The following is a 21,393-nucleotide window of genomic DNA, read 5'->3' on the forward strand; positions in this document are numbered from 1 at the left end:
CCGAGTATTAATTCATCACTATTGCTGATTGACCAGCCCCTGCAACATGTCAGGAACTGGTCATAAGACGCTATGCCGGGTTGCGCTGCTCATGCAGTTTGAAAATTTGCACCATCTCTAACAGATTCTCTGCCTGCTGCTGCATCGCGTGCGCGGCGGCTGACGATTCCTGCGACAGCGTAGCGTTCTGCTGTGTGGCGGCATCCATCTGGGTAATGGCGATATGCACTTGATCTATACCCGTGCTTTGCTCATTACTGGCCAGCGAAATTGTCTCCACTAACTGGCTGACGCGTCCCACGCTTTGCATGATCTCTTCCATGGCGTTACCGGCGTTTTTCACCAGTTTATTACCTTCATCAATACGGCTGACTGAGCGCTGGATCAGCGCGCTGATCTCTTTTGCCGCTGTCGCGGAGCGTTGCGCCAGCGCCCGAACTTCTGCGGCGACAACCGCAAAGCCGCGGCCTTCGGTTCCTGCGCGTGCGGCTTCAACGGCGGCGTTCAGCGCCAGAATATTGGTCTGGAAGGCGATACTGTCGATAACGCCAATAATGTTGTTGATTTCGCCAGAGAGCAGATTAATTTCACTCATCGTAGTGACAACGTGTTCCACCACTTCGCCGCCCTGGTTTGCCACACGGGTCGCTTCCCGGGTGATAGCGCTGGCAACACGCGAATTCTCGGCGTTGTTTTTTACTACCGACGTGAGCTCTTCCATCGACGCCGCCGTTTGTTCCAGCGCGCTGGCCTGCGCTTCATTACGCGATGAAAGCTCACGGCTGCCGCTGGCGATTTGCTGTGACGCACCGGCGATCGTTTCGGTGCCGGAACGCACGCCGGTCACGATGCGCGTCAGGTTGCCGTTCATCTCCTGCAGGGCGTGCATCAGCTCGGCGGTTTCATCGCGCCCGGACACCACGATAGCAGACTGTAAATCACCGGCTGCGACATTGCGGGCAACCGAAACTGCCTGCGCCAGCGGGTGAGTGATACTGCGGATCAGCCACCAGGTGATCAGCATGCCAACCATCAATGTGAACGCCATCACCAGCATCAGCATCAGGCGTGTCTGCTGGTAATGCTCATGATTACTCGCGTCGGTCTGCGCACGGATAAGCTCCGCTTGTTTCAGCGTGCTGGCGACCATCTCATCAATCATCCGTGTCGGCTCGCGATCGATTCCCGTCACCAGGTGATCGACACGCTGGGCGCTGGTGGTGTCCTGAACATTGTATTGTTGCAGTGCAGCCAGATAATGGCTTTCCAGTTCAGCGTGTAAATTGATGGTCTTGATGGCCTCGGTATTGGCGAGGCCAATTTGTGGCAGCAGTTCGCTGAGCGTTTTCAATAGTGCCTGGGTTTTCTGGCTCTGTTCGACAAAGGTGTTTTTATACTTGTCGAACGCTTGTTCTCCTTGTGTGCCGCGCAGCAGGGTGTTTTTCCACTCCTGCACCTGAATCTTAAACTGCACCTGCGCGTTGCGGGCCGTATCAATACTCTCCGCAACCACCTTCTCCGTGGCCATGATCTGTTGGTTTTGTACTAATCCGCTGGCGTTAATCGACAACCCGCGAATACCCATAAACAGCGTTGCCAGTAAAAGAATGGCCGCCAGGAAACCGAGCCGTTGCCCGATAGTGAGATGGTTGAGCTTCATTAATCGATACTTCCCATAGTCAGTGAGGCGCAAAAAAGAGCGCACACCAGCAATATCGACGGGTTTAAGCGCAGCTTTAATGGGGAAAAGGGCAGTAAACAAGCAGAATTTGGCTTAACTATTTGAAGCGGAATGTAATCGATGTTTTATGACATTTTCGTGACATGGCCTGACTGTTGCGAAATACAACAGTCAGGCTCATTTGTCGGCATTACGAACCGTACAAATGTTGCTGCTGTGGCTCTGTTGCGATCTTCGACAACAAGCGGAACGGTTTGTTATCTGCGAGCCAGGCCGGGATCTCCTCGGGCGACAATGGACGTGAGAAGAGATAGCCCTGGGCTTCATCGCAGCCGTACTCGGCAAGCATTCGCGCGGTTTCCAGATCTTCAATCCCTTCCGCCAGCACCACATAATGCAACTCTTTGAGCATCATAATGACGTTGCGGGCAATAATCCGGCTACCGGTGTCGGTGGTGACCTGGCTAACCAGCGAACGATCGAGCTTAATCACATCAATGGGGATGCGTCTTAAGTAACTGATATTGCTGTAGCCAGCGCCAAAATCATCCAGCAAAATGGTAAAGCCGAGCAATTTTAAACGGTCAAGTTCTTCCAGTGCCGGATCACTTTCCAGCACTTTCTCCGTCTCCAGGCATTCAATGCGCACATCCGAGGTGAACAGCCCGGCGGCCAGCACGTTCTGTTCCAGCTCATCGGCAAATCCCGGACGCGAAAAATCACTGACCGTAACGTTAATTGACACCGGTAGCATAATGCCTTGCTGTTTCCACTGTTTAAGCTGAGAAATCACCGACTTAATCACCCACTGCGTCAAATCAGACATCAACGTGGTTTTTTCAGCCAGCGCCACAATCACTGCCGGTGAGATCTGTCCCAGTTCCGGGTGCTTCCAGCGTAACAGCGCTTCCACGCCTTCGGTTTTGCCGGAACGCAGCGAAATTTTAGGTTGAAAAACGAGGTAGAGCTGATCGGTGGCTTTGATTGCCTCGCTGAGATCGTAGAGCAGTTTAAAATCTTTATTCCGCTTGTGGTCGAGAATCGGGTTGAACTGCAACACCCGAATCTTTTCGCGAATCGATTCATGCAGCGCGCTGATGCCCTGACGCACAATCTCCTGCACGTTATCGTCCTGCGGTGAAAATTTCACATAGCCTGCGTGAATTGTCAGATTGATATCGATGTCGCCGGTGATTTTCGCCTTTATGCCAGGCAATTTCTCCGCCCGTTTCGCCAGCGTCAGCGCATAGTCCATATCCACCAGCACCGCATAGCGCCCGGTGGTGAAAGCATACAACGTGGTCTCTTCTTTTAGCCTTAAACGCAAACGCAGCAGTGGTCCGAAACTGCGCAGCATTTTTTCCAGCGCCTCCACGCCCAGGTAGCGGGATAATTCATACGCGCGCGGCATATCAATACAGTCAAAAATCATCAGGGCGTAGCTGCCGCTCGCTTTTTCCAGCGTCAGCCGCTCCATCTCTTTCACCAGAAACTGACGATTCGGTAAGCCGGTGAGGGCATCGATTAAGCCAATGGTATAGCAGGATTCAAGATAAACAGTGGCGAGCGCGGCGACGCGGTGGAAATTGGTTATCTGGCGGGATGTCGGCGTATAGATTTCAGGATGACTGACACATAACGTGCCCAGCACCGTGCCTTCTTTATTTATCATTGGTGCTGAAGCGTAAAAAAGAATATTTCCGCTTTTTACCAACGGTTGATAATTAAATCGTTCATCGAGACGGGTATCAGAACTAATGACGGTCTGGCAACCGTGCAGCGAATATTGGCACATGGTCTGTTCGATACGGATTTTGACGTGCTCAATGGGGATATTCTTAACATATTTAATATATTGATATTCGTCATCGAATGTTGTGATAAAACATCCTTCGACACCCATCACTTCACATGCCAGACGCGCAAATTCGGCTAGCGCTGCATCGCGGGACTTGTCTTCCTTACTCAGCAGCTCCAGCGCGGCAAGCCGTTTGCTTTCGCTTTTTTTGAGACCAGTGAACATAGCGAGCTCCTGCCCAAATCAATGAGTTGGTGGTGTTCTGTTCAGATGACTCCATCATGCGCTTAGGCTTACGGCTTAATAAAAATCCTGACGCGCAATTACCACCAACCGAATTGGGTTCCGGCCACAGCAATAACCGCCACGATGAGCATAATGATGGTTGTCTTTCTCACGAAAACTCCTTGGCTGGCGATAATCGCCAGAAATCAATTGTATAAGAAATAGAAGAAAATGAGATTTTTCTCAAGCCTTCACGTCACAGAGATTCACTTAATCGAGACGAATAAAGGGTTTTTTTTCTTTATTCTTCTTCACGTGATACATCGCTTCATCAGCCGCTTGTAACGCACCGTCAGCATCGGTCAGTTGCGGGTTGATTTCGATGACGCCCACGCTGGCGCCTGGGTAGAAAATCCGTTTTTCCCCGAGCCGATATTCGCCGGTAATGCGTTTATCGAGACTCTTTTTCAGCGACATCAAATGCATGCCTTCCGCCTGCTTCAGCGGCCTGCCAAGGCAAGCGAGTAAAAACTCATCCCCGCCAAGACGCCCGACAATATCGTCTTTACCGCGATCCGTCGCCAGCCGTTTGCCAACGTCAATCAGAAACTGATCGCCAGCCTCATGTCCCAACTGGTCATTAATGCCTTTGAAATTATCAAGATCGATAAACGCAATAATCACGTGCATTTCCAGATGGCGGGCGAGGGAAAACAGCGTGGCGAGGTTCTCGAAAATAGCGCGACGGTTGGGTAAACCCGTCAGCGCATCGGTGTAGGAGTAAGCGATCAGCGCCGCGTTCGCTTCGCGTAACTGATCAACGAGACTCTCTTTTTCAATGAATTGCGCAATCAGCCCGGCAAACAGTCGCAGTACCTGTTTACCACGCACGCTCAGCGATTTTTTGGCATGACTGGCGGCGCACAGCGTGCCATAAAGCGAACCATCGGTCAGATGAACCGGGGTACTTAAATAGGTGGTGATGCCCAGCGCCTGCGCTGCTTCGCAATCTTTCCAGCGGTTGGCAACGTCATTGCTGAACGGACAGTCGTCATCCAGCGCGCGCTTGCACAGACTATCCCCCCACGGCAGGGAGAAACCTTCCGGGATATCAAGCTGTTTGCTGTTGCGCGAGTAGACAATATGCTGCAGGCGGGGATTGTCAGTAATGGTTGTTAAGTACGTCGATTCCATATCCGTCACCATTTCCAGCATTTCCAGAAACTGGCGAACTAAACCTTCAAGCGACTGCTCTTTTGAAAGCGCTTCAGAGACACGGGCGAGAATGAAATCGGACATGACTTTTTACTCCTGTGTCCTGGTGATATGGACATTAAAGCTGAAGAATTTATGGCGCGTCATTAAATCATGAAAGAAGAGTGATTTACATATCGTAGCGAGATGGCAGTAAAAAGTAGCAGGCGGGAACGAAAAAAAAGCCCCGTTGATGAAGCGGGGCAAAAACTCATTGATTACGGAATGATGTTCTCTGGTCATGGGTGAGAACGAGGCTAACTATACCCGCTCAAAGTGCAGTAAGAATGGAGAAATCATGGAGATATCTCTGTCGCGTGGCTATGCTGGAAAGCGGTTTACAGGCGATTTAAGGAAAAAAAGATGCGTTATTGGTTACTGGCGTTACCTGTTGTTCTCGCGGCGTGTTCTTCCACACAACCTGAATCTCCCCGCCACCCACAAATTGGTATGGCTAACCCGGCGGCGGTTTATTGTCAGCAGCGGGGGGGAGAGCGCGTACCGGTGCAAAGCCCGCAGGGTGTTCGCACGGAGTGCAAATTGCCGGGCGGCGAAGTGATCGATGAATGGGCGCTGTGGCGGCGAGACCACCCGTAATGGCACCACGTGACAATCGCCGGGTCGCCAGGGTACACTTCTTACTCAGAATTATCCTATTTTTAGCTGGCGCGGGAGCGCACGAGAGAAGCATGTTCCAGTTACGTCCGGGCAGCCCGGCTTTAATTATCGGCGCCCAAACCGCCAATGGCCGCAGCAATATTGGCAAATCCGTTGAGCTTTTTGGGCTGTGTCAGCCCGGCGAGCGTTTTCTTAACCCGGTGAATGGCGTGGTAACAGAAATGCCGCGTAATGCGGCGCGTGCGCTGTGGCTGGTGACCGGCGATGTGACCGCCTTTGATGGTCAGCACGGGTTCGCGTTTGTGCGCGCTGAACATTTGATGCCGCTGCAACCGGACAGCGAACCGCAGGCTGTGCGCGAGCGCGTGATCGGCTAAACCAGTGAGCGAAGCCATTGCGCCAGCACCAGCGCGTGGTTTTGCTCCGTGTTTTTTGCCGCGTATAACAGCGTGACGGTACTTTTCTTTCCGCGTGCCGCCAGCTTTTTCCCTTCCGCTTCCTGCGCGGCAAGTTCCTGACGGTAGCTTTCACTGAACGCGGCGAAATCAATGGCGTCGCCGTGAAACGCTTTGCGCAGCTCCGTTGACGGTGCCAGCGTTTTATTCCAGTCATCACAGGGTAAATCGCTTTTCTTAATACCACGCGGCCAGAGCCTGTCGACTAACACACGATAGCCGTCGTCATCGGCGGCGGGATCATATACCCGTTTGCACTGGATCATGGTTATCTCTCCCTCTCTTCAATCCACGCCACCAGCGCCGGTAATTGCTCGTCGGAAAAGACGCGAATGCCGTGTTCTTCCAGCAACGCAGTCGCTACGCCCATACCTTTTCGCCGCGTGCCGCTGAAAGTTCCATTATAGATAAACTGGCTGCCGCAGGTGGGGCTGCCATCGGTGAGCAGCGCTGCGCGACAGCCCGCGTTTTGCGCAGCCTGTAGCGCCAGCCAGGCGGCTAACTGATAGTGTGCGGTAACGTCCCGCCCATCGTTTTCGACAATCCGCGCCTGTTCGCGCATCACGTCTGCGCCATGACCTGCGACAATCTCTGCCGGTCTTCGCGGCACGGGTAAACCAGCGGCCAGTTCCGGGCAGTGGATCACCAGACGATCTTCCTGCTGCCAGCGTCGCAGCGTCTCCTGCATAAGCGCTTTTGCACTGCCGTTATAACGCACGTTGAAGCCCATCAGACATGCACTGACAAGAATTTTGGTTTGGTGCATAGCGTTCGCCTTAATGCCTTGCCGGAAATATATTTTTTCATAATTTTGCATGATATATGCCTGCTGATTTTAAGGTGTTGTGATTACATTAAAAGACAGCTAATGTGATATTCCTTATGTTATTCGTTATCCGCTCCGGCATAAGGACACTTTCATGCATCACATTCCTCCGAAAAAAACATTACGCATCGCGTTGGTCGGCGATTACAGCCACGACGTTGTCGCGCATCAGGCGATCCCGCTGGCGATTGACGATGCTGCCGCCGTGCTGGAAATTACTGCGGATTACGACTGGTTACCCACCAGCGAAATCAACAGCGATGAAGATCTGGTTGGCTATGATGCCATCTGGGTTGTGCCGGGAAGCCCCTATAAAAACGCCAATGGCGCGTTTATTGCCATCAAATACGCACGTGAAAACGCGGTGCCGTTCCTCGGGACCTGCGGCGGCTTCCAGCATGCGGTCATTGAATATGCCCGCAATGTGCTGGGCTGGGCAGATGCGGCGCACGCCGAAACGGAAAACATTGGCCGGATGGTGATCACACCGCTGACCTGCGCGCTGGTGGAGCAAAACGGTGCTATCGAGCTGCGTCCTAATACGTTAATTGCCCGCGCTTATGGTCGCGAGGTGATTGAGGAAACCTACCGGTGCAGCTTTGGCGTAGCAGAAGAGTTTGCCCGCGAGCTGGAAAGCGGCGATCTGCGGGTTACCGGTTGGGATGAAGATGGAGAAATCCGTGCCGTTGAGCTGGTGACACACCCGTTTTTTGTCGCCACCTTGTTCCAGCATGAACGCGCGGCGCTCGCCGGGCGTCCGGTGCCGCTGGTTCAGGCGATGCTGCGCGCGGCATGTGAATAAAAAAACAGGCCTGCGGGCCTGTTTTTGTTTGTACCCCCTAAACCTCTCCAGGAGAGGGGGGAGTGATTTGCACGTATTACACCACTTCGCGATCGCGCCCGGCGAATGCTCCGCACACCGCCATCACGACCGATAACACAGCACACGCCAGCAGCGGAAGATGCCAGTCGCCGCTGGCATCATGAATTTTCCCCATTAGCGGCGGCCCGCAAGCTGCCAGCAGATAGCCGACCGATTGCGCCATACCGGAAAGTGCGGCAGCCTGATGAGCGGTGCCGGAACGCAGCCCAATAAACGTTAACCCGAGGATCATCGTCGCACCGGAGCCAAAGCCAAAAACAAGGGTCCAGAGCGTGGCATGGTCCGGCACCAGCCACAATCCCAGCGAACCGACGGCGCACAGCAGCGCGACCACGACGGCGATACCGCGCTGATCTTTCAGCCGGTGCAAAACCAGTGGCACCAGCAGACCCGGCAATGCCGTCGCCAGTTGCAAAATGCCGTGTACAGAACCCGCCTGCGCTTCACTAAAACCTTGCGCTATCAGAATCGACGGCAGCCAGCCAATCACGATGTAATAGATTAATGAGTTGATCCCCAGAAACAGCGTGACCTGCCAGGCAAGCCAGGAGCGCCAGATCTTGCGGCTATGCAGCGCGCCGGCGTTACTGAGTGCCGCAGGTGCGCCGTGGCGCAATCTGGGTAGCCACAGCAATAACGCCAGTAACGGAAAGATCATCAGCATCAATAGTGCGCCATGCCAGCCTGCACCGTATTGTGCCAGCGGCACCACGACCGACGAGCCGAGCGCCGCCGCTGCCCCCATGGTGAGTGAGTAAGCGCCCGTCAGTTTCGCCACATGCCGGGCGAAGTCGCGTTTTATTATTCCTGGTAGCAGCACGTTGCCGAGCGCGATCCCGCAGCCAATGATCGCCGTACCCGTAAACAGCAGCAGTGCGGAGGGCAGGGAACGAAGGGCGATGCCAAAGCAAATCAGCACCATCGCCGCGAACAGGCTGCGTTCCATGCCGAAACGGCGCGCCACACCGGCCGCCAGCGGCGATATCAACGCAAAAGCCAGCAGCGGCAGAGTGGTGAGCATGCCGGTTTGCGCAGTGGTTAACCCATATTCCGCGCGAATCGCATCCAGCAGCGGCGCTGCGCCAGTAAAGGTGACACGCAGCGTGGTGGCAATCATCAGGATCCCGGCAATCAGCAGCACGCTTTGCTTACCACGGGAAGGAAGGCTGTTAGTCATGGTGTTCTCGGAAAAAATAACAGGCCGCTACGATAACGGTTTTTGCCGCTGTTTGAATCAAGCTAGAATGACACTTTATCGCTAAATTCGGACAAATTAATGCACGGACTTGGGCTCGGTGGCTACGATCCGGACAGCCAGCAGGAAATGGCGGTGGCGTTCAGCATCACCGTTGAAGAGAGTGAACAATTGATCCCGGCGCATCACCATCGCAAAGGGCAACTCATTCTGGCATTGAAAGGCGCAATCACCTGCGAGGTCGAACATGCCCGCTGGATGGTGCCGCCGCACCATGCGATGTGGCTTCCGGGGCAGGTTCCGCACAGCAACCGCGCCACGGCGAATGCGCAGCTCTGTTTCCTGTTTGTTGAACCCTGGTCGGTGGTGATGCCGGAGCACTGTTGTACGCTCAAAGTTTCGGCACTGGTACGCGAGTTGATCCTCACATTAGCCGCGCGCACGCCTGCTCAGCGCCGACAGCCCGCCACCCGGCGGTTGGTGCAGGTGCTGTTTGATGAACTGCCGGCACAGCCGCAAATGCACTTGCAGTTACCGGTTTCCGCACATCCGAAGATCCGCCAGATGGTCGACAGTATGGAAAGCAATCCGGCAGACAGGCAAACACTGGCGCAGTGGGCGCAGGTGTTTGCCATGAGCGAGCGCAATCTGGCGCGGCTGGTGGTGAAAGAAACCGGGCTAAGCTTTCGTCGCTGGCGGCATCAGATGCAGCTGATCCTCGCGCTACGGTTATTAATTGACGGCCACCCGGTGCAGCACATAGCGCAGGCGCTAGGGTATGACTCGACGACCGCCTTTATCACCATGTTTAAAAAGGGGCTTGGACAGACGCCGGGGCGTTATCTGGCGGCGCTCGGCGAAGCGTGACATTTTCTGCTCTCTATTCCGTTGTTTTTATGTGGGCTTGATGTATTTGTTCTGGCAGTGCGGAGAAGATAAGCAGTAAGTATGGGAGGTTTGTTTTTAATAACTTTTTCAGATAATCAATGCACTTTTTGATATTTGTCTGATGAATAAGGTTATGTGACTTTAGCGCTCAATTAACACAATAACAGGGCATAAGGATTAGCATGGCAACCTCATTACACACGAAAAAAACAGGCGCAATCAGCGCACTGGCGCTGCTTTCAGCGCTCTCCTTTTCCGCTCACGCGGACAAACTGGCGGATATCAAAGCCGCGGGTGTCGTCAAAGTGGCGACGTTTGACGCTAATCCGCCGTTCGGCGCTATCGATCCTAAATCCCATGATATCGTGGGTTATGACGTCGATTTTGCCAAAGCGCTGGCAAAAAGCCTCGGCGTAAAACTGCAGCTGGTGGCGACGAACCCGGCCAACCGCATTCCGCTGCTGCAATCCGGCAAAGTGGATTTGATCGTTGCGGATATCACCATCACCCCGGAACGCGCGCAGGTGATCGACTTCTCCACGCCGTATTTTGTCACCGGTCAGCAATTCCTCGTACCGGCTTCTGCGGCCGACAAGCTGGATGCCTACAGCAAAGCGCGCATCGGCGCGGTTAAAGGCACCACCGGCGAGCAGACGCTGCACCAGCGTTTCCCGCAATCTCGCGTGCTGGCTTATGACGATATCCCACTGGCGCTGACCGCGTTGCGTAACGGTAATGTGCAGGCGATTACCCAGGACAGCACCATTCTGGCCGGGCTGCTGGCGGAAGCGCCGGATAAAGCAAAATTCAAAATCCTGCCGGAGCTGTTGTCAAAAGAGGAGATTGGCGTCGGCGTCAGCAAAGGCGAAACCGCATTGCTTAACGCAGTCAATGCTGAGCTGGTCAACCTTGAGAAAAACGGCGACGCGGCAAAAATTTACGACACCTGGTTTGGCCCGCAAACCAAAACGCCCGCTCCACGCAGCTTTACCATAGAAGCGAAGTAACTATGCTGGCAGGTCTTTTTTCTACCTCTGTGGCGGATGCCACAGAGGCTTTGCCCGTGGCGAAAGGCACGGTGGAGTTTCGCCAGGCGAGCAAACGCTATGGCGACAACGTGGTATTAAAGTCGATTGATTTACAGGTTGCCGCCGGCGAGGTGCTGGCGGTGTGCGGGCCGTCGGGTTCCGGTAAATCAACCCTTATCCGTTTGATTAACCAGCTCGAAACCCTGAGCGGCGGGGAGATCTATGTTGACGGCCAGCCGACCAGTACCCTGAAAGGGCGCCAGCTTCGTGAGTTGCGCCGTCATGTCGGTTTCGTCTTTCAGCAATTTAATCTTTATGCCCACCTTAACGCGCTGGATAACATTACGCTGGCGTTACGCCGTATTCACGGCAAAACCGCCGCCGAGGCACAGACCATCGCGCTGGCGCTGCTGGCGCGCGTGGGTTTGCAGGAGAAAGCGCATCACTATCCGGCGCAGCTTTCCGGCGGGCAGCAGCAACGCGTGGCAATCGCCCGCACCCTGGCTGCCGACCCGCATATCATTCTGTTTGATGAGCCAACTTCGGCGCTTGATCCAGAGATGATCGGCGAAGTGTTGCAGGTGATGAAATCGCTGGCGCACAGCGGCATTACGCTGATTGTGGTGACCCATGAAATGCAGTTTGCCCGCGAAATTGCCGACCGTGTGATTTTCATTGACGGTGGAGAAATCCTTGAGCAGGCTGCACCGGCGCAATTCTTCTCTGCTCCGCAGCATCCGCGCGCGCAGCGCTTTTTACAGAAAGTGCTCAACCCGCTACACGCAGATAGCAAGGAGTTGTGATGGCGCTGCATCTCGACTGGGCGGGCGTGCTTACCGGGCAACCCGCCCAATGGATCACTTCCGGTTTTCTTACCACCATCTGGGTAACCGTGGCGGGAACCGTACTGGCGACTGTATTGACGGTGCTGCTGCTGGCGCTGCGTCTGGCCGGTGGCAAGGCCGGGCGCGGCGCGGTGGCGGCGTGGGTATCGCTGTTTCGCAATACGCCGCTTCTGGTGCAGTTGTTGTTCTGGTATTTCGCTGCCTGGAATGTGCTGCCGCAGAGTTTCCGCCAGTACGTTAACGACGACCATGCATTCAGCATTTTGCCGGGCGATGTCTGGTGGTTGACGCCAGAGTTTCTCTCGTCGGCCTGGGCGCTGGGGTTGTTTACCGCAGCATTTCTGGTTGAAGAGATCCAGGCGGGTCTGCACGCGGTGCCGCGTGGACAGATTGAAGCCGCGCAATCGCAGGGCTTTAGCCCGCTGGCGCTGTTCCGCTGGGTGCTATTGCCGCAGGGGTTACAGAATGCCTGGCAGCCGGTGGTGGGGCAGTATTTGAATCTAATGAAGCTCTCTTCGCTGGCGACTGGTATCGGGCTGGGAGAATTAACCTATCAGACCCGGCAGATCGAGAGTTTTAACGCCCACGCGCTGGAAGCGTTTGCCATCGGCAGCGCACTCTATTTGCTGCTGGGGCTGGTGATGAGCGTGTTGTTTAACCTGCCGCGTAACTGGCGGGCGCTGCGCCGTGCAACGGAGGTGCAACATGATCGCTAATATCACCGTGATCACCGATAACCTCGACTATTTACTGTGGGGGCGAGCAGCGCAGGGTGAGCCTGGCGGGGTACTGTTATCGCTGCTGATGACCGTCGGTGCGGCGATTCTGGCGTTTCCCGGCGGCGTACTGCTGGCGTGCTGCGCATGGCGCTTTCGCGGCTGGCCACGCAAAGTGCTCTTTCTTTGGGCGGAGTTGATTCGCGGTATTCCGCTGATCTTCGTTATCTTCTGGCTGTGGTTTTTACTGCCCTGGTTAACCGGCGCCGATCTTCCCGGTGCGGTGACCGTGACGCTGGCGCTGGCGTGGTTTACCTCGGCGTCGGTGATGTATTCGACCCTTGCCGCGCTCGGGGCGCTGCCGAAAGGGCAATATGAAGCCGCGCTTAGTAGCGGGTTTGGCAGTGCGCAAATCCTGCGGCTGGTGCTGTTGCCGCAGGCGTTACGCAACGCGCTGCCGTCGTATATTGGTTTGCTTATTGCGCTGCTGAAAGACACCTCGCTGGCATTTATTGTCAACGTACCGGAGCTGACGACTGTCGCAGGTCAGGTCAATAACCGGTTGCAGGTGTATCCCGCCGCGCTGTTTGTCTTTACCGGCCTGGTCTATTACCTGCTGTGCAGCGCGCTGGAGTTCACCGTCAAACTGTGGCAGCGGCGCCACTCACTGCCGGCCAATTAGCAGAGAAACTAACCCTGCTGCAATCAGTGGCCCGACCGGAACGCCCCGGAACAGGGCCACACCCAATACCGTACCGACCAGTAATCCCGCCACCAGCGACGGTTGCGAACTCATCAACGTTACGCCGCGACCACCCAGCCACGAGACAAAAACACCAACCGCAATCGCCACCAGCGATTTCCAGTTCACAAACGAATGCAGCAGCGTCGAGGGCGGTAATGAGCCGCTGGCAATCGGCGCCATCACGCCAATGGTGAGGATAATTATGCCAACGGTGAGCCCCTGCTTTTCAATCCATGGGAAGAAGGTATTGAGCGGGGTAATGCGCACAATGATCAGCACCAGAATGGAGACTGCAACGGTGGTGTTATGGCTGACAAAACCCAGCGCCGCGAGCGCCAGCAGAATAAACAGCGTGGTATCAAACATCAGAAATTCCTTGCCAACAAAGAAACCTGTTTACTCTACGCATAACGCAGTGATGAAACAGACTTTTTTCATGCAGCCAGACAATTTCAGGCAGTTGCCAGAAGCGAAGGGCGGTTTTTAATCAAAAGTCAGGTGAATTGTCATCAACGATTCATAATTCGGAGATATGAATTAGTCACTGCCAGGCCTTTGCGAGTTACCATCATGCCTTCAGATGTGTTGATTATCACCGCGCTGTTCTTCACGCTGGCCGCTGGGCTGGTGATTTCCGTGTTGATTCTGGAAAGAAGCGGCTGGTAAGCCGGACAAGCGCGTTATTCGCGGCGAAAATCCACCAGTTCCGGCCTGGCGATACGCAGGTAGTCGCCGGTATTCATGATCACCGATTTCTCCAGTAACCCGGCGTTAAACGCGATGTCATCAAAGCGCTGAAACAGTACCGGGTCGGCAACCAGGTGCAGATCCGGGTGAAAGCTGAACGGGGGAATTGCGCCAAATACGCACGCCGTTAACGCATCCACTTCCGCCGGGCTTGCCAGCGAGGCTTTACTGCCACCAAAATGCAGCGCTAAGCGGGACAGGTCGGCCTGTAAGTCGGCGGCCAGGATCGCCAGCACATGCTTTTTCACCCCGTTACCTTTGACCTTACACAGCAGCGCTTTCGCGCCCTGACCCAGCGCGGTACCGCGAATTTCACTGACGGCCTCGCATTTGCCGACGGCCTCGTGTTCAACAACGCGAAAGCGCGCGTCGTGTTGTTCAAGCAGGTTTATCAAATGCTGGTGGACGTTACGGCTGGCAATTTCAGACATGTTCACTCCCGATGAAGACGTTGAAGCTTAAGAATAATTCACGCACCGGGAGATGAAAATAAAAAAGCCGCCTTAAAGAGGCGGCGAAAAAATACAAGCACTACAAACAACGCTTTTTGTGTGTACTGTTAGTTTCTTTTCAAAAGGTAGCCATACGCTACCAGACTCAATGTGTTCATCAGGATGAACTGAGCGCAACAGCACCGACGAAAACGTTATTCACGCCCGCCGTGCCACAAATGTTTCGATGGGATTACTGTGCCACATTTACGCGCGGGCAAGAGGGTAAATAGCCGCTATTTTGTACGGCAATTCAGCCATTAGCCCGGCGAAATGTGGTTTTTTTATGCAGATGCGCAATAAAGAGAGGCAGCCGGAAAGGGTTCCCGGCTGCGGAAGGTTAGCTGGTAGATGTCGTCTGTTTATGAAACAGTTCGCGGAATACCGGGTAGATATCCTCCTGATCGCGAATATGCTGAATGGCGAAATTATCGAACATCGTTTGCAGGTGTTCGTACTCGCGCCATAACGTCTGGTGCGCCCGACGGGTGATTTCGATATAGCTGTAGTAACGCACCACCGGCAAGATTTTCTTCGCCAGGATTTCGTGACACAGCGGTGAATCGTCCGCCCAGTTATCGCCGTCCGACGCCTGTGCGGCGTAGATATTCCACTGCGCCGGGTCGTAACGATCTTTCACCACTTCATCCATCAGTTTCAGCGCGCTGGAAACGATGGTGCCGCCTGTTTCCTGCGAGTAGAAGAACTCATGTTCGTCCACCTCTTTCGCCTGCGTATGATGGCGGATATAGACCACTTCGACGTTTTTATAGGTTCGGCTCAAGAACAGATAGAGCAGAATGTAAAAACGCTTGGCCATATCTTTGGTCGCTTGATCCATGGATCCCGAAACATCCATCAGGCAGAACATCACCGCCTGGCTGGAGGGTTCCGGTCGTTTTTCGTAGTTTTTGTAGCGTAAGTCAAAGGTGTCGATAAACGGCACACGCTCAATTTTTGCCCGCAGTTCGGCAATCTCTTTACGCAGACGCTCCTCTTCAAGTAATTGTGCAGGTTCGCTTTTTGCCACCGTTTCGAGGCTGCTTTCCAGTTCGCGCAGCTCACGACGTTTTCCTGCCGTCATGGCAGTGCGGCGCGCCAGCGAGTTTTGCAACGAACGTACAACGCTGATATTCGCCGGTACGCCGTTAGCGGTGTAGCCCGCGCGGTGCGTTTTGAACTCATTAAGCTGCCGTTGCTGGTTCTTTTTCAGGTTCGGCAGTGCCAGATCCTCAAACAGCAAATCGAGGTACTCATCTTTGGAGATCTGGAAAACAAACTCATCCTGACCTTCGCCGTCAGGGCTGGCTTCGCCCTGACCACCGCCGCCACCGCCACCGCCGCCTTGCGGGCGCTCAATGCGGTCATTTTGCACAAAATGGTCGTTTCCCGGATGTACGCGGTGGCGCAGGCCGCCACGCCCCTGATGGAACATCGGTTCGCTGATATCCTCCGTCGGGATGGAGACGGATTCGCCATTCTCTACGTCGGTTACCGAACGCTTGTTGATCGCTTCGGAGATCGACTGCTTTATTTGCGCTTTATAACGGCGTAAAAATCGCTGGCGGTTAACCGTGCTTTTATTTTTACCGTTCAAACGCCGGTCAATGAACCAGGTCATAGTTCCCTCCCGCTGCGTATGCCAACGTTGCAACAGGCCGCGCGCAGGGCGCGGCCTGCGCGTTGTTATGATGATTTACGTACACGCAGATACCATTCGCACAACAGGCGAACCTGTTTGCGGGTGTAGCCTTTCTCCATCATACGGTCGACAAAATCGTCGTGCTTTTTCTGCTCGTCGGTAGAGGTTTTGGCGTTGAACGAAATCACCGGCAACAGCTCTTCGGTGTTCGAGAACATTTTTTTCTCGATTACCGTGCGCAGTTTTTCGTAGCTGGTCCAGTTCGGGTTGCGTCCGTTGTTATTAGCGCGGGCGCGCAGCACGAAATTAACGATCTCATTACGAAAATCTTTCGGGTTGCTGATCCCGGCCGGTTTTTCAATTTTTTCCAGTTCCGCGTTCAGGGATTCACGGTCAAACAACTGGCCGGTATCCGGGTCGCGATACTCCTGATCTTGAATCCAGAAATCCGCATAGGTGACATAACGATCGAAGATGTTCTGCCCATATTCGGAATAGGATTCGAGGTAGGCCGTCTGGATCTCTTTGCCGATAAACTCGGCGTATTTCGGGATCAGATAGCCTTTCAGGAATTCCAGGTAACGTTCAGCCAGCTCTTGCGGGAACTGCTCACGCTCAATTTGTTGTTCCAGTACGTAGAACAGATGTACCGGGTTGGCTGCCACTTCGACATGGTCGAAGTTGAACACGCGCGAGAGGATCTTAAAGGCAAAACGTGTCGACAGACCGTTCATCCCCTCATCGACACCGGCATAGTCGCGGTATTCCTGGTAGGACTTCGCTTTCGGATCGGTGTCTTTCAGGCTTTCACCGTCGTAGACGCGCATTTTCGAGTAGACGCTGGAGTTTTCCGGCTCTTTCAGACGCGACAGAATCGAGAAGCGAGCCAGCGTTTCGAGTGTTCCCGGTGCGCATGGCGCATGGGAGAGCTCACTGTGGTTGAGCAGTTTTTCATAAATTTTCATCTCTTCCGAGATGCGCAAGCAATAAGGCACTTTGACGATGTAAACACGGTCAAGGAACGCCTCGTTGTTTTTGTTGTTACGGAACTGCACCCATTCGGATTCGTTCGAGTGGGCGAGGATGATGCCATTAAACGGCAGAGCAGAGATGCCTTCAGTACCGTTGTAGTTGCCCTCCTGCGTGGCGGTCAGCAGGGGGTGCAGCACCTTGATCGGCGCTTTAAACATTTCGACGAATTCCATGATGCCCTGGTTTGCCCGGCACAACGCACCGGAGTAACCATAGGCGTCCGGATCGTTTTGCGCATGGTTTTCCAGTTTGCGGATATCCACTTTGCCGACCAGCGCCGAAATGTCCTGGTTGTTCTCATCGCCCGGTTCCGTTTTGGCAATCGCAATCTGTTCCAGAATCGACGGCCAGACTTTTACCACGCGGAATTTGCTGATATCACCACCGAAGTCGTGCAGGCGTTTGGCGGCCCATGGCGACATGATCGTGCCGAGATAACGGCGCGGGACGCTGTACTCTTTTTCGAGGATCTGGGCATCTTCCTGCGGATTAAACAGGCACAACGGGTGGTCGTTAACCGGGCTGCGCTCGCCGTTGGCGCTCAGCACGTAAATTGGCACCCGCTGCATTAAGGATTTCAGGCGTTCGGCCAGCGACGATTTACCACCGCCCACCGGGCCGAGCAGATAGAGGATCTGTTTCTTCTCTTCCAGACCCTGAGCCGCGTGTTTGAGGTACGAGACGATTTGCTCAATCGCCTCTTCCATTCCATAAAATTCTTCGAACGCGGGGTAGCGTCCGATAACCCGGTTCGAAAAGAGACGGGAAAGCCGTGGCTCCTGGGCAGTGTCTACCATCACAGGTTCCCCTATGGCCATCAGCAGCCTTTCAGCAGCATTCGCATAGGCGCTGCGATCTTGCTTACAGATGGCAAGAAACTCCTGCAGAGTGAACTCTTCGTCCTTGGCAGCTTCATAACGCTGGCGATAGTGATCGAATATATTCATGGCATGCCGTCCTTTCGTAATCTGTGGGAACAGTACAGCTATCAGTTTTTCCACTTTTAGCGTCGCAAACCAACGGGATAAAAATTATGCTCCGTCCTATTTGTTATGAGCGTGTATCCAGCTTTGATCAAGTTATCACTGAAGAAGATTCTGATGGCTGAGGGGCTTTTTTCAGCCTGTATTTGGATTAAATATCTATTTAATGGAATTTATACAGATTTTTTATATTTGATATGGGGTTTCTGCGCTGGAAAATGCCAACATTTTACCTCGGGCGAATGTTGGTAAATTTTTACAGGATGTGCGGGATCGCAAGTCTGGAAAAAGTGACGCCGTCATGGTCACTTCATCGGAGCAGAACGATAATCGACAACAGAAGTACGCGAGCTGTGTTAAAGGATGATGACAGGCAAGATTTCCATGGTGCTTGTCGCCAGCAAAACGAAAGACGCGGTGCCAGGCGACAATGCCAGGCACCGTAAAATGACATGTTAGCTGCGGTGCTCTTCAATGTATTGCGTGAGATCCGCGGGGGTTTTCAGCACGCTGGCGACTTCCGTTGGTGGGATCATGCAGCCGTAAACGTCCTGCACTTCCAGCACCATATCGACGGCGAGGATGGAGTCGAGAATATCGGACTCAATCAGCTCATCATGAAAGCCCACTTTGCGGGATAAAATCTTTTCAAACAGCGCGAGAATTTCTTGTTCCATGATTTTTCCTGTGTACTCAGTTGCTGCGGGCATGGGTGTCCAGCAGTTTACGGTCGATTTTGCCGTTAGGGTTCAGCGGCAAAGCCTCCTGGATAATGATTTGCGACGGTACCATGTACGGCGGCACCACCTGTGAAAGTGAGTGTTTAATCGCGTCCGGCGCCAGATTGGTGACGCAGAACGCCGCGATACGCAGCACGCCGCCGCCCGCTTTCATTAGCGGTAATACCACCGCTTCACGAATGCCGGACATCGCCAGCAGGCGGTTTTCAATCTCGTTAATTTCGATGCGATAACCGTTGAGCTTAATCTGGCTGTCGTTGCGGCCCTGGCAGTAAATAAGCCCATCTTCGTAACCCAGATCACCGGTTTTGTAGCCGCGCCAGATTTCTCCCTCGCGGTGCAACAGTTTTGCCGCGTTCTCTTGCGGCAGGCCAAGATAACCGCGCATCACGTTTTTGCCCCAAATAATCAGCTCTCCGTCGGCGGTAATCTCCATTCTGCTCTCTGGCATCATGGTGCCGACGGGCAGAAGATCGTTGTTGCTGGCGAGAATTTCGTCGGTGATTTCGACCACCGTGGTGGCGATAGTCGCTTCGGTTGGGCCATAGGAATTGAGGATCTTAGCCTGCGGGAAGCGGCGGCGAAGCTGTTTGACCAGCGCTTTGTTGAGCACTTCGCCGATAAATACAAACACGCTGAGTGCGGGTAAATAATCACTGTTGAATTGCGGTGAGAGCAACTTTTGGTAAGCGAAAGAGGGGGTGGAAACCCACACCGAGACCGCGTTACTTTTCAGACGGTCAAGCCAGTTTTCCGCGGCGATATCCTCTTTGGCATTCAGCACGATATGCCCGCCGGTCGCCAGATTTGCCAGCAAGGGAATCAGTGAAAGATCAAAGCTGAACACCGCGTGGTTCATCAGCACAGGCACTTCCGGCAAGGCGAAATCCTGACGTACCCACTGCATAAAATGCCATACACTTTCACGGCCGATCTGCACGCCTTTCGGTTTCCCCGTACTGCCAGAGGTGAACATGATATAGGCGAGATCCGGCTCCGCCAGTGGCTGGCCGGTTTCTCCGGTCGGCACAAACTGACGTGTCGCGACGTCGTAGTAATATGGCGCGCTGGCGAGATGGCAAATCTCTTTCAGCCGTTCCTGCGGGTAGATGCAATCTACCGGAATATAGGGAATGTTATGCAGCAGGCAGCTATAGATGGCGACGGCGAATTCCGCCTGCTGGTGGCCGTATAACACTACTGGCGTCGCCAGCGAAGGCTGACAGCGCTGATAGCGTTTGGCCCAGTCTGTCACCGCGACAGAGAGCTGTTGCCAGTTGAGTGCTTCGTCGCTGCCGCTTATTGCTAACTGATGCGGGCGGGCGGGATCGAGTAATGCCGCACGCAGGAAGTCCTGCAGCGCCTGGAGGTCAGAGTGTAGGTTCATAGGGGTGACATTCCGCTAAAAATGTAAAGAGAGGCCGCAGCGCTTGCCAGCGTTAACAGGCGTCCCAAAAAGAGGATCGTGGAATATTGCAGCCAGCGGTTCAGCGCCGGGCTACGTTTGGCTGACCACAGCAGCATGTTGTGTGCCACAGAAATAGCGCCAAACAGCGCGCCGCTAATCACATAGTGCCGTTCGAGCCCGTTCCATGCCCCCATACAAAACAGCGTGCAGAAAATACCGATATTCTGCGCCAGCGTTTTGTTCTGACGGAAAAAGTCGAGCTTCATTAAATTCATATAAATCGGCATGAACACCACATCGCGCAGCCACTCTGAAAGGCTGATGTGGAAACGACGCCAGAAATCCTGCGGGTTTTTCGCCAGAATCGGCATATTAAAGTTTACCGGAACATTAAGGCCAAACAGGCGAGCGGCACCGATAGCCATATTGCTGTAACCGGCGAAATCAAAATAGAGATAAGCGCTGTAGGCCAGCGACATCACGACGCCCACACTGAATGTAAACGGGCGGTGGCTCCAGTCCTGGATCACCAGGTTATCGATCAGCATGGCGAATAAAAACTTCTGCACGATACCGGTGAAGATTTGCTCTGTGGCAATGAGAAATTGCTCACGCGTGAGCGTGAATACCGGTTTATTAATATCCGTTATCCATGTCCGCCAGCGGTACATCGGGCCGGCCAGAATAATAAACGGCATAAACAGGTAACAGAAATAGTGCAAAACATTGTTGCCATCTTTTTTATTGCGATAGAGCAAAACGTCAATGGCGCGGAAGGTCATAAAAGATAAGCCGATCATGCCCCAGTGGTTATTAAGATGTAATTTCACTGCAAACAGAGGAACTAACGTTAAACTCACCGCCTGCCAGGTTTTTAACCAGCCTTTCTCTTTTAAGGTGACGAGAAGATAAAAGCTGATAAAAACCGCAACGGGAACAATATAGTCGCCCTGAAATATATATCCCCAGCCAAATGCCGCCAGCACGGAAAAAGCGGATAAGTAAGTTAACCGATAGCGCAGCACGCGGTTAACCAGCGCAAACAATAACGCCGAAAAAAAGAGAAAAAAGAAAAAGGTTCCGGAGCTGTACATCATTCATTCCTCAGAACTTTTGATATTCAAAGTGCACTTTTAAATTCATGCTTTCATCAACAGAGGACCACGCGATAACGGTGACCGCCAGTAAGAGAT

21 protein-coding genes are annotated in these 21,393 nt (G+C 53.7%); 8 read left to right on the forward strand and 13 right to left on the reverse strand.

All coding sequences use genetic code 11. The features are described 5' to 3' along the window. Positions 1-70: 70 nt before the first annotated feature. The 3 genes from JKP81_RS10820 to JKP81_RS10830 form a co-directional block, all read right to left on the reverse strand. A complete protein-coding gene (locus JKP81_RS10820) occupies positions 71-1,660 on the reverse strand; it encodes a methyl-accepting chemotaxis protein (RefSeq protein WP_200551734.1) in 1,590 nt (529 codons plus the stop codon). Positions 1,661-1,871: 211 nt separating this feature from the next. After that, on the reverse strand, positions 1,872-3,704 hold the full coding sequence (locus JKP81_RS10825; protein WP_200551735.1) for a sensor domain-containing phosphodiesterase: 1,833 nt from the start codon (positions 3,702-3,704) through the stop codon (positions 1,872-1,874). A gap of 270 nt (positions 3,705-3,974) precedes the next feature. After that, a complete protein-coding gene (locus JKP81_RS10830) occupies positions 3,975-5,003 on the reverse strand; it encodes a sensor domain-containing diguanylate cyclase (protein ID WP_200551736.1) in 1,029 nt (342 codons plus the stop codon). 318 nt (positions 5,004-5,321) lie between these two features. Here JKP81_RS10830 and JKP81_RS10835 point away from each other — a divergent pair, with 318 nt between their 5' ends. Both JKP81_RS10835 and JKP81_RS10840 read left to right on the forward strand, forming a co-directional pair. After that, positions 5,322-5,555 (forward strand): DUF333 domain-containing protein, encoded by a 234-nt coding sequence (locus JKP81_RS10835; protein ID WP_017456489.1) that lies wholly within the window; start codon positions 5,322-5,324, stop codon positions 5,553-5,555. 92 nt (positions 5,556-5,647) lie between these two features. Further along, a complete protein-coding gene (locus tag JKP81_RS10840; protein WP_200551737.1) occupies positions 5,648-5,953 on the forward strand; it encodes a hypothetical protein in 306 nt (101 codons plus the stop codon). Here JKP81_RS10840 and JKP81_RS10845 read toward each other — a convergent pair. Together JKP81_RS10845 and JKP81_RS10850 are read right to left on the reverse strand one after the other, a co-directional pair. Beyond that, positions 5,950-6,297, reverse strand: coding sequence for a DUF488 domain-containing protein (locus tag JKP81_RS10845; protein ID WP_200551738.1), 348 nt, complete (start codon positions 6,295-6,297; stop codon positions 5,950-5,952). The two genes, JKP81_RS10840 and JKP81_RS10845, sit on opposite strands and share 4 nt — an antisense overlap. 2 nt (positions 6,298-6,299) lie before the next feature. Then, entirely contained in the window at positions 6,300-6,797 is a 498-nt protein-coding gene (locus JKP81_RS10850) for a DUF523 domain-containing protein (RefSeq protein ID WP_200551739.1), read from the reverse strand. A gap of 154 nt (positions 6,798-6,951) precedes the next feature. Between JKP81_RS10850 and JKP81_RS10855 the strand changes: the two genes are divergently transcribed. Continuing rightward, positions 6,952-7,659 (forward strand): CTP synthase, encoded by a 708-nt coding sequence (locus JKP81_RS10855; RefSeq protein WP_200551740.1) that lies wholly within the window; start codon positions 6,952-6,954, stop codon positions 7,657-7,659. Positions 7,660-7,735: 76 nt separating this feature from the next. Here JKP81_RS10855 and JKP81_RS10860 read toward each other — a convergent pair whose 3' ends face one another. Next, positions 7,736-8,917: a CynX/NimT family MFS transporter gene (locus JKP81_RS10860; RefSeq protein ID WP_200551741.1), complete on the reverse strand. Its 1,182-nt coding sequence runs from the start codon at positions 8,915-8,917 to the stop codon at positions 7,736-7,738. 99 nt (positions 8,918-9,016) lie between these two features. Here JKP81_RS10860 and JKP81_RS10865 point away from each other — a divergent pair, with 99 nt between their 5' ends. The 5 genes from JKP81_RS10865 (at position 9,017) to JKP81_RS10885 (ending at position 13,094) form a co-directional block, all read left to right on the forward strand. Next, positions 9,017-9,802, forward strand: a complete 786-nt coding sequence (locus JKP81_RS10865; RefSeq protein WP_200551742.1) for a helix-turn-helix transcriptional regulator — start codon at positions 9,017-9,019, stop codon at positions 9,800-9,802. A 203-nt stretch (positions 9,803-10,005) separates the two neighbouring features. Further along, on the forward strand, positions 10,006-10,830 hold the full coding sequence (locus tag JKP81_RS10870) for an ABC transporter substrate-binding protein (RefSeq protein WP_200551743.1): 825 nt from the start codon (positions 10,006-10,008) through the stop codon (positions 10,828-10,830). 2 nt (positions 10,831-10,832) lie between these two features. Continuing rightward, complete coding sequence (locus JKP81_RS10875; RefSeq protein ID WP_234455606.1) at positions 10,833-11,654, forward strand: amino acid ABC transporter ATP-binding protein; 822 nt, start codon at positions 10,833-10,835, stop codon at positions 11,652-11,654. Further along, positions 11,654-12,412 carry an amino acid ABC transporter permease gene (locus JKP81_RS10880; RefSeq protein ID WP_200551744.1) on the forward strand — a complete coding sequence of 253 codons (759 nt, stop codon included), beginning with the start codon at positions 11,654-11,656 and terminating at the stop codon, positions 12,410-12,412. The genes JKP81_RS10875 and JKP81_RS10880 overlap by 1 nt, the downstream gene beginning before the upstream one ends. After that, positions 12,402-13,094, forward strand: coding sequence for an amino acid ABC transporter permease (locus tag JKP81_RS10885; RefSeq protein ID WP_200551745.1), 693 nt, complete (start codon positions 12,402-12,404; stop codon positions 13,092-13,094). Before JKP81_RS10880 ends, JKP81_RS10885 begins: the two co-directional genes overlap by 11 nt. Here the strand turns inward: JKP81_RS10885 and JKP81_RS10890 are convergent. The 7 genes from JKP81_RS10890 to JKP81_RS10920 all read right to left on the reverse strand — a co-directional run bounded on the left by JKP81_RS10890 (position 13,077) and on the right by JKP81_RS10920 (position 21,294). Further along, the gene (locus tag JKP81_RS10890) at positions 13,077-13,523 is read right to left on the reverse strand and encodes a DUF441 domain-containing protein (protein WP_020454039.1); all 447 of its coding nucleotides are present in this window, start codon (positions 13,521-13,523) and stop codon (positions 13,077-13,079) included. The two genes, JKP81_RS10885 and JKP81_RS10890, sit on opposite strands and share 18 nt — an antisense overlap. 314 nt (positions 13,524-13,837) lie before the next feature. Next, a complete protein-coding gene (locus tag JKP81_RS10895) occupies positions 13,838-14,335 on the reverse strand; it encodes a YbaK/prolyl-tRNA synthetase associated domain-containing protein (protein ID WP_200551746.1) in 498 nt (165 codons plus the stop codon). Between the two features lie 400 nt (positions 14,336-14,735). Further along, entirely contained in the window at positions 14,736-16,016 is a 1,281-nt protein-coding gene (locus JKP81_RS10900; RefSeq protein WP_200551747.1) for a YeaH/YhbH family protein, read from the reverse strand. A 65-nt stretch (positions 16,017-16,081) separates the two neighbouring features. Further along, on the reverse strand, positions 16,082-18,016 hold the full coding sequence (yeaG, locus tag JKP81_RS10905; protein ID WP_200551748.1) for a protein kinase YeaG: 1,935 nt from the start codon (positions 18,014-18,016) through the stop codon (positions 16,082-16,084). Positions 18,017-18,507: 491 nt separating this feature from the next. After that, positions 18,508-18,729 carry an acyl carrier protein gene (locus JKP81_RS10910; RefSeq protein WP_200551749.1) on the reverse strand — a complete coding sequence of 74 codons (222 nt, stop codon included), beginning with the start codon at positions 18,727-18,729 and terminating at the stop codon, positions 18,508-18,510. Between the two features lie 16 nt (positions 18,730-18,745). Next, entirely contained in the window at positions 18,746-20,179 is a 1,434-nt protein-coding gene (locus tag JKP81_RS10915) for an AMP-binding protein (protein WP_200551750.1), read from the reverse strand. Beyond that, positions 20,176-21,294 (reverse strand): MBOAT family O-acyltransferase, encoded by a 1,119-nt coding sequence (locus JKP81_RS10920; RefSeq protein WP_200551982.1) that lies wholly within the window; start codon positions 21,292-21,294, stop codon positions 20,176-20,178. Before JKP81_RS10920 ends, JKP81_RS10915 begins: the two co-directional genes overlap by 4 nt. Between the last annotated feature and the right edge of the window lie 99 nt (positions 21,295-21,393).

Source organism: Kosakonia sp. LAM2021 (assembly GCF_016620385.1).
Classification (GTDB): Bacteria; Pseudomonadota; Gammaproteobacteria; order Enterobacterales; family Enterobacteriaceae; genus Kosakonia; species Kosakonia sacchari.